Raw genomic sequence first — 6356 nt, 5'->3', positions numbered from 1 at the left:
ACAACACAGGTAAAAGGGCACTGGATGCCCGATAACCACATTCGGGCATGACGACAAAGGCGCTGGATCTCCGCCTTCGCGGAGATGACAATGAAATAAAGAAACCTACAACGGAATACACACTCACCCGTCGTTCCCGTATGCTGTTGGCGGGAACCCAGTGACCTTAAACAACACAGGCAAAAGGCACTGGATGCCCGATAACCATATTCGGGCATGACAGAGATTGGCGTCATTCCCGCGCCCTCGTCCTCATTCGCACGCTCCAACTCGTCATTCCCGCGCAGGCGGGAATCCAGTGACCTTAAACAACGCAGGCAAAAGGCACTTGATGCCCGATAACCACACTCGGGCATGACAGAGATTGGCGTCGTTCACCGCGCTAACACCTCTGGCTTTAACGATAACAGCCCGAAAATCGGCTACCAGGGTGCAAAAGCCCTTCACGTTTTAGCCAGGTAAGAAGGTGGCCAGGGTCTGCTGAATACCGACCACGGTATTTTTCTTCAGTTCCCGCTCGATGGGTTTGCCCTGCCCGGACACCCAGATTTTAAGTTCGGCATCCATATCGAAATGCCCGGCGGTTTCCAGTGTAAACATGGTCATGGCCTTATAAGGAACCGAGCAATACTCTACTTTTTTACCGGTCAGTCCCTGTTTATCAATCAGAATAAGGCGCTTGTTGGTAAACACATACATGTCGCGGATTTCTTTAAATACTCTGGCAATCACCTCGTTTTCACCCAGTATGGGGGTCAGTTCATCACTGACTTCACTGGCATCAATTTCGGCAGCATTACCCATTAATCCGTCTAACAACCCCATGGTATTCTCCTTACGTTGTCAAAAAACGCCTGTGGCGGCGTATATGTTTATAGCATGAGGACCACAATGAGGGAATGCATCGGCCAGTCTTGACCGGGCCATAAGGCGCCGGGCTGGCGCGCCATACCCGGCTGACTGAGACTACCTTTTGGATGACAGCCTGGGGGGCTTGTTACCCTCAGCGTGCTGACGTTTGCGCATCACCTGCTGCAATACCTCACGCTGCTCATCCTCTAACAGCTGGAAAAACTGGTGCCGATGCCTGAGTTTTTCTACACCCAGGGCTTCAAACCTGGGCTGGTATTGCTGGTAGAGGCTCAGGAACGCACTCTGATTGAAGTCCCCGTCAGCAATCAGCTGCATTTGTTCCGCCATAAACGTCTGCTTCAGTTGCTGTTCCTCAGCTTTATGCACCAAAGCCTCGCTTCTCAGGGCACTCAGTGTCTCTGTTTGTTGTGCACTGAGGTTCAGCCGTTTCATCCAGCGTCCGCTAAACGGATCAGGTCCCTCACGCGGCGGCTGTTCTTGCAGCATGGCCTGCCACTGCTGTTGCTGCTGTTGCTGCTGTTCGTTAAGCAAATTCCAGATCGCCTGCTGCATTTGCGCCCTGGCCCAGGCTTTCTCTTCACTGGTCAGCTGCTGCAACGCACTTTTGGCAACCTCTGCATCCCACTCTGGCGCCTCAATGATCTCGCGCAGTACGGACTTATCACCGGCGTACACCTCGCGCTCCCCTTTCCATTGCTTTAGCAATGTTCTGACATCAACGCGTTGTGTCTGGTCGAGTTGCAGATGACGAAGCTGCTCGCGCAGCGGCGAATGGTGCCCTGGCTGTGCATAAGACATTGCGCTGATCCCTAAGCTCAGGGTAATAGGCAGTAACAACAATTTAAATGATTTCATGGTTAACTCCTGGTTTACTTGATTCGCTTTGCAGTGTACGCATTGCAATGCAAAGTAACGCAAAGGCAGTGTAAAGCTTGTGTAAAGCCTTTAATGGGCCCTGTTATCAGAGTCACGACAGCGGTAGTATCAGCATAGACAGATAGCCGGAAATACGCCGATGAACACTTCTATATTGCTGATTGATGATGACCATGAGCTGACAGAATTGCTGACGGACTTCCTGACCCCACAGGGATATCAGCTGACCATTGCCCATGATGGTCAACAGGGACTGGAACTGGCCACCGGTGGTCAGCATTTCGATCTGATTCTACTGGATGTGATGTTGCCACTGCTGGACGGATTCGAAGTGCTCAAGCAACTGCGCCGCACCCATCTCACGCCGGTACTGATGCTAACCGCCAAAGGCGATGATTTTGATCGCATCTTCGGACTGGAATTAGGGGCCGATGACTATTTACCCAAACCCTTTAATCCCAGAGAACTCTCAGCCCGCATCAAAGCCATTGTACGCCGGCTGGAGCAATTGCCCGCTCTGGCACAAACTCAGCCCGTGCAGGTGAATGACCTGCACCTTGATCCCGCCGCTCAGCATGTGAGCCTGGCCAACACCCCTCTGACGCTCACCGGCACAGAGTTCAGTATGCTACAGCTGTTAATGGTGCATGCCGGTCAGCTGGTGAGCAAAGAGCAGCTCAGTGAAAAAGTACTGGGGCGCAAACTGACCCCATTTGATCGCAGTATCGATATGCATGTGAGTAATATTCGCCGCAAAATGGCGCAGATTCAGCCCCACGATATGATCAGAACCATCAGAGGATCAGGCTATATGATGGTCAGACAATCGTGAGTCGCTTGCGCTGGCAACGGCTCAACCCGGTAAATAGCTTGTTTGGCCGGATATTTTTGTGGTTCTGGTTCAGCGCCTTGATCATTATCCTTGCCACGTTGCTGGGCTCCCGGCATTTGAGTGAACAACTGCGCTATGCTAAGGCGGACAGCGCTCAGGTAACAGTGCTTGAAGAGGCAGCTGCCGGACTCACCAAGCTGACGCAACGGCGCGGTGGCGCGACCCCACCACTGCGCCCCATGTTGCAGCGCCTGAGTCAGCGCAGTCGCAGCGACCTGCTACTGGTTTCCCCCTCACAGCAGCGTTTTATCAGCAGTTTTCCCCCTCCCAGAGGATTTGAGCTCGAGCCTTTTTTATTGCTCAGTGAACAACAGGGGATGCTCCAGATAGAAAACCTGAACTGGCAGTTCACCGGACCGCTGACGTTGACGCTCAGCGGTCAGGACTACTTGTTGTTTGCAGGAAAGATGCGACCACCGGGTTTGCTCAGGCGTATCAGTGAAACGCCGGTTTTGTTTATTGTCCTGATTCTGGGGTTAAGCGGCGCGTTGTGTTTTGCCCTTGCCTGGTCAATTCTGCGTCCCATTAGCCAGCTAAAGCAGGTGACCCGGGAAATGGCCGCAGGTAACCTCGACACCCGCGCAGAAAAAGTGGCCCATCGTCATGACGAAGTGGGCGAACTGGGCCGCGAATTTAACGAAATGGCTATCAAGTTGCAGGCATTGGTGGAAAGTCAGAAACGTATTCTGGCAGACATTTCCCATGAGCTGCGCTCTCCGCTGGCACGCTTACAAGTGGCGATTGGTATCGCCCATCAGCGCGAACAACAAGCGATCCCGGAATTGGACCGCATCGAGAAAGAAGCCAACCGCATAGACAGCATGCTCGAACAAATCCTGACCCTGGCCAGAATGGATGCGTCTCAGCAGGTTGTCGAACGACAGAAGCTGCCGCTGAAAAGCTTACTCGAGCCACTGTGTGAGGACATTCGCTTTGAAGCCCATCAATCCGGTATTACCTTTACCTGCGAAGGTCCGGATAACCTGGTATTGCAGGCGGATCACCGGCTCTTACACAGTGCCCTGGAAAATGTGCTGAGAAACGCGCTGCGCTATGCCCGTTCTGAGGTCACTCTGATTTGTGAATACACTGACACGAGGCTGAATCTGAGCGTGCTGGACGACGGCCCCGGTCTGGCAGAAAAAGATCTGAGGGCGATATTCCGCCCCTTTTATCGGGCCTCCGATGCCCGCACCCGGGAAACCGGTGGAACGGGCCTTGGCCTGGCCATTGCCTCAGCAGCATTAGCGGCCCATGGTGGCCATATCCGCGCCGAAAACCGCTCGCCATCGGGCCTGAAGGTGACACTGACGCTGCCGCTTAATGGTGGTGAGAAAAAAAACGATGAGCCCGCTCTCGATTGAGCGGGACATCGCCGCTAAGCAGAGGACTTCTTCGATTTCAGCGGCACGACGCCGGCTCTGAGCAACGCATTGTGAAAGACCGAAATATTGTTGATATACAACACATGGGTATAGCCCTGCTGCGCATCTTTGAGTTTCTCGTAGCTGTCTTTGTCGATGCGGGAGAGCTGGGCGAGACGTTTTTTGGTAAGAAAATTCTCTGCTTCACAGCGCTGTGAGGTGATTTGGGTCACATACACGGTAATTTTGTCTTTGCAGATATTGTCGTGAATTTTCTGACGCAGCTCACCAAACAGAAAGTCCTGTTCGTCAATGTAAATGGTGCCTTTGTCTTTGTGTCTGACACAGTGAATAACGTGAGCTTCGGGTCGCCCGTTACGCAGCATCTGATCGAGTAACTGTGACTTGGGTTTGGTGGCGCCTTTGTCCGCAAAAAAGCCATGCACCGAGGCCTGGTGATTGAACTCTGAAAAGGGCGCCATATCCACCGAATCCTCACAGCCATAGAGGGTCTTGAGACGGCCAATGGTGTAGCGATTCTGCGTGGTAAGAATGGCTATCGAGGGGACGTGGCGCATCGCCAGCTCCCAGATAAAGCGATGGATATTGCTTTGCTGACGAACAATATCGCGGGCGCTGAAATACTGGCTGTTTCTGTCCAGCAAGCGCCCCACCAGGCTCTTTTCACTGTCTTTGACCGCATCACCGCGGAGTCTCAGGCTACCAGTCTCGCCATCGAAGGACACCACCTGATACCTTTCTCCCTTTAACTTCAGGCTGGGTATACTGACTTTGACCTTGTCCGGCGGGGTCATAACCTCGCCCCCCAGTTTCACGTGCATACCGGATGCAGAGATATCCACCACCGCCCCCTCGTAACTGGTTAACAGGCTGAACTTTACGGAGGCTTCTTTGTTCAGCATGTAGCGGGGTTCATTGCGCCTGTCCAGTTCCTGCTCCATCAGAATATCAAGATGATACTTATCCTGATTATTAATAAATGATTTGGGGAAGGGCCTGAAGGGCACCGGCTTGGTCTCTGCCAGCTGCGTGATCCACTGTGATACATCACGACAATATAAAATGTGAGTGAGCTGATTCAGCTCCGGATAATCGGAGGCCAGAATGTCATGGGTACCAAAGGCGGTCTGCCGTTCTTCGCTGCGCACCGACTTAAGTCGAAAATGGAAAACCCGAAACACACCGGTTTCCATAACCTTGGTCACAAATTGTCCGAGTAGTTTTCCGCGCAGTAACTCCCGGTGTGTGGCGGCAATATCCTGTGGACCCGCTTTGGTTTTCACCTGACCACACAATACAAAGGTCTCCTGCACCTCCAGCAGCTCTTTAAACGCCTTTTGCATGATCACTTTATTGGGCAGGTCCGCACCTGATTCGAAGGCTGGGTTGGCAGCGCGGTTGTGTTTTGTCAGCAGTGCCATAACCGGTACCAGTCCGTCCGTGATTTCGCTGAGAAAAATCGGGATCCAGGGACTGTGAGCCAAAATCCGGTCGCGCTCCAGATCCTGCAAGGTGCGCTCTTTTTCCAGCTCACGTTGCAACGGTACCTGCGTGGTAGCAGTTGTGACAAACTGATCGAGACGTTCCAGTAAACGCTGATCATTGTGGGGGCTTATCTGAAAGCGACTCTCATGCTTATTGGTGGCCTTATTGAAGCTGATATCTGACAGCACAAACTTGATCTCGGTGCCATTACCACACAACCCCGCCACATCGGGAAAGCTGAACACATAATCTTCTTTACCGTCATCGCGAAGTTGCGGTGGACGACTGGTTTCTAACACCATGTCTACCGATGAAAGCGATGCGATACTGCAGTTTTTGCCTTTTTCGAATTCAGGGCTGGCAACAGAAAAGTTAGGACACAGGGCCAAATCATCGCCAAAATCGATGTCGCGCATGGTTTGCGATTGCAGCATAAAGGCCTGAACAATTTTTTCCTGCTGCTGCTGGCGCACATGTGACTGGTAATATTCTGACTGGGTAACGGATTCGAAGACACCGACGGTGTAGGTATCCTGATAGACTGCGGTCTCCCGTTTAAGGATTTCCTGACCGACCTTGTCCAGCTTCATCTGAATACCGAAGTGCTTGAATTTCATCACCGGGAACTGGGCGAAAGCAGAGTTATCCGCCGGCGCATCGGTAAGGGATGTGAGGCGCAACACCTCTTCTTTGATGACATTTCTGACACGGCTGGGCAAACGACTGGAGAACTTATTCAGCCCCTCCAGCAATTTATTCTGTTGCTGGTAGGGAATTAACGCACGAATAAGCGCCTGGTACTGCTTAATGATGATTGCTTCGTCACTAATCGCCAAAACCCGAAC

At 52.4% G+C, this 6356-nt stretch carries 5 protein-coding genes; 2 read left to right on the top strand and 3 right to left on the bottom strand.

From position 1 onward, the window contains the following. Window positions 1–450: 450 nt before the first annotated feature. Window positions 451–825: a PH domain-containing protein gene (locus CCY32_RS06075; protein WP_088329685.1), complete on the bottom strand. Its 375-nt coding sequence runs from the start codon at window positions 823–825 to the stop codon at window positions 451–453. Window positions 826–966: 141 nt separating this feature from the next. Further along, the gene (locus CCY32_RS06070; protein WP_088329684.1) at window positions 967–1728 is read right to left on the bottom strand and encodes a hypothetical protein; all 762 of its coding nucleotides are present in this window, start codon (window positions 1726–1728) and stop codon (window positions 967–969) included. 160 nt (window positions 1729–1888) lie between these two features. On the opposite strand from CCY32_RS06070, the gene CCY32_RS06065 reads away from it, so the two are divergent. After that, window positions 1889–2581 carry a response regulator gene (locus CCY32_RS06065; protein WP_088329683.1) on the top strand — a complete coding sequence of 231 codons (693 nt, stop codon included), beginning with the start codon at window positions 1889–1891 and terminating at the stop codon, window positions 2579–2581. Then, window positions 2578–4005 (top strand): ATP-binding protein, encoded by a 1428-nt coding sequence (locus CCY32_RS06060; protein WP_088329682.1) that lies wholly within the window; start codon window positions 2578–2580, stop codon window positions 4003–4005. Before CCY32_RS06065 ends, CCY32_RS06060 begins: the two co-directional genes overlap by 4 nt. A 14-nt stretch (window positions 4006–4019) precedes the next feature. Here the strand turns inward: CCY32_RS06060 and CCY32_RS06055 are convergent, their stop codons facing one another. Continuing rightward, window positions 4020–6347: a PilZ domain-containing protein gene (locus CCY32_RS06055; protein WP_088329681.1), complete on the bottom strand. Its 2328-nt coding sequence runs from the start codon at window positions 6345–6347 to the stop codon at window positions 4020–4022. Window positions 6348–6356 lie beyond the last annotated feature (9 nt).

The sequence above is a fragment of the Lacimicrobium sp. SS2-24 genome, assembly GCF_002201535.1.
Lineage (GTDB): Bacteria > Pseudomonadota > Gammaproteobacteria > Enterobacterales > Alteromonadaceae > Lacimicrobium.
The sequence above is the reverse complement of the archived record's forward strand: the minus strand, read 5'-3'. Positions and strand labels throughout refer to the sequence as shown.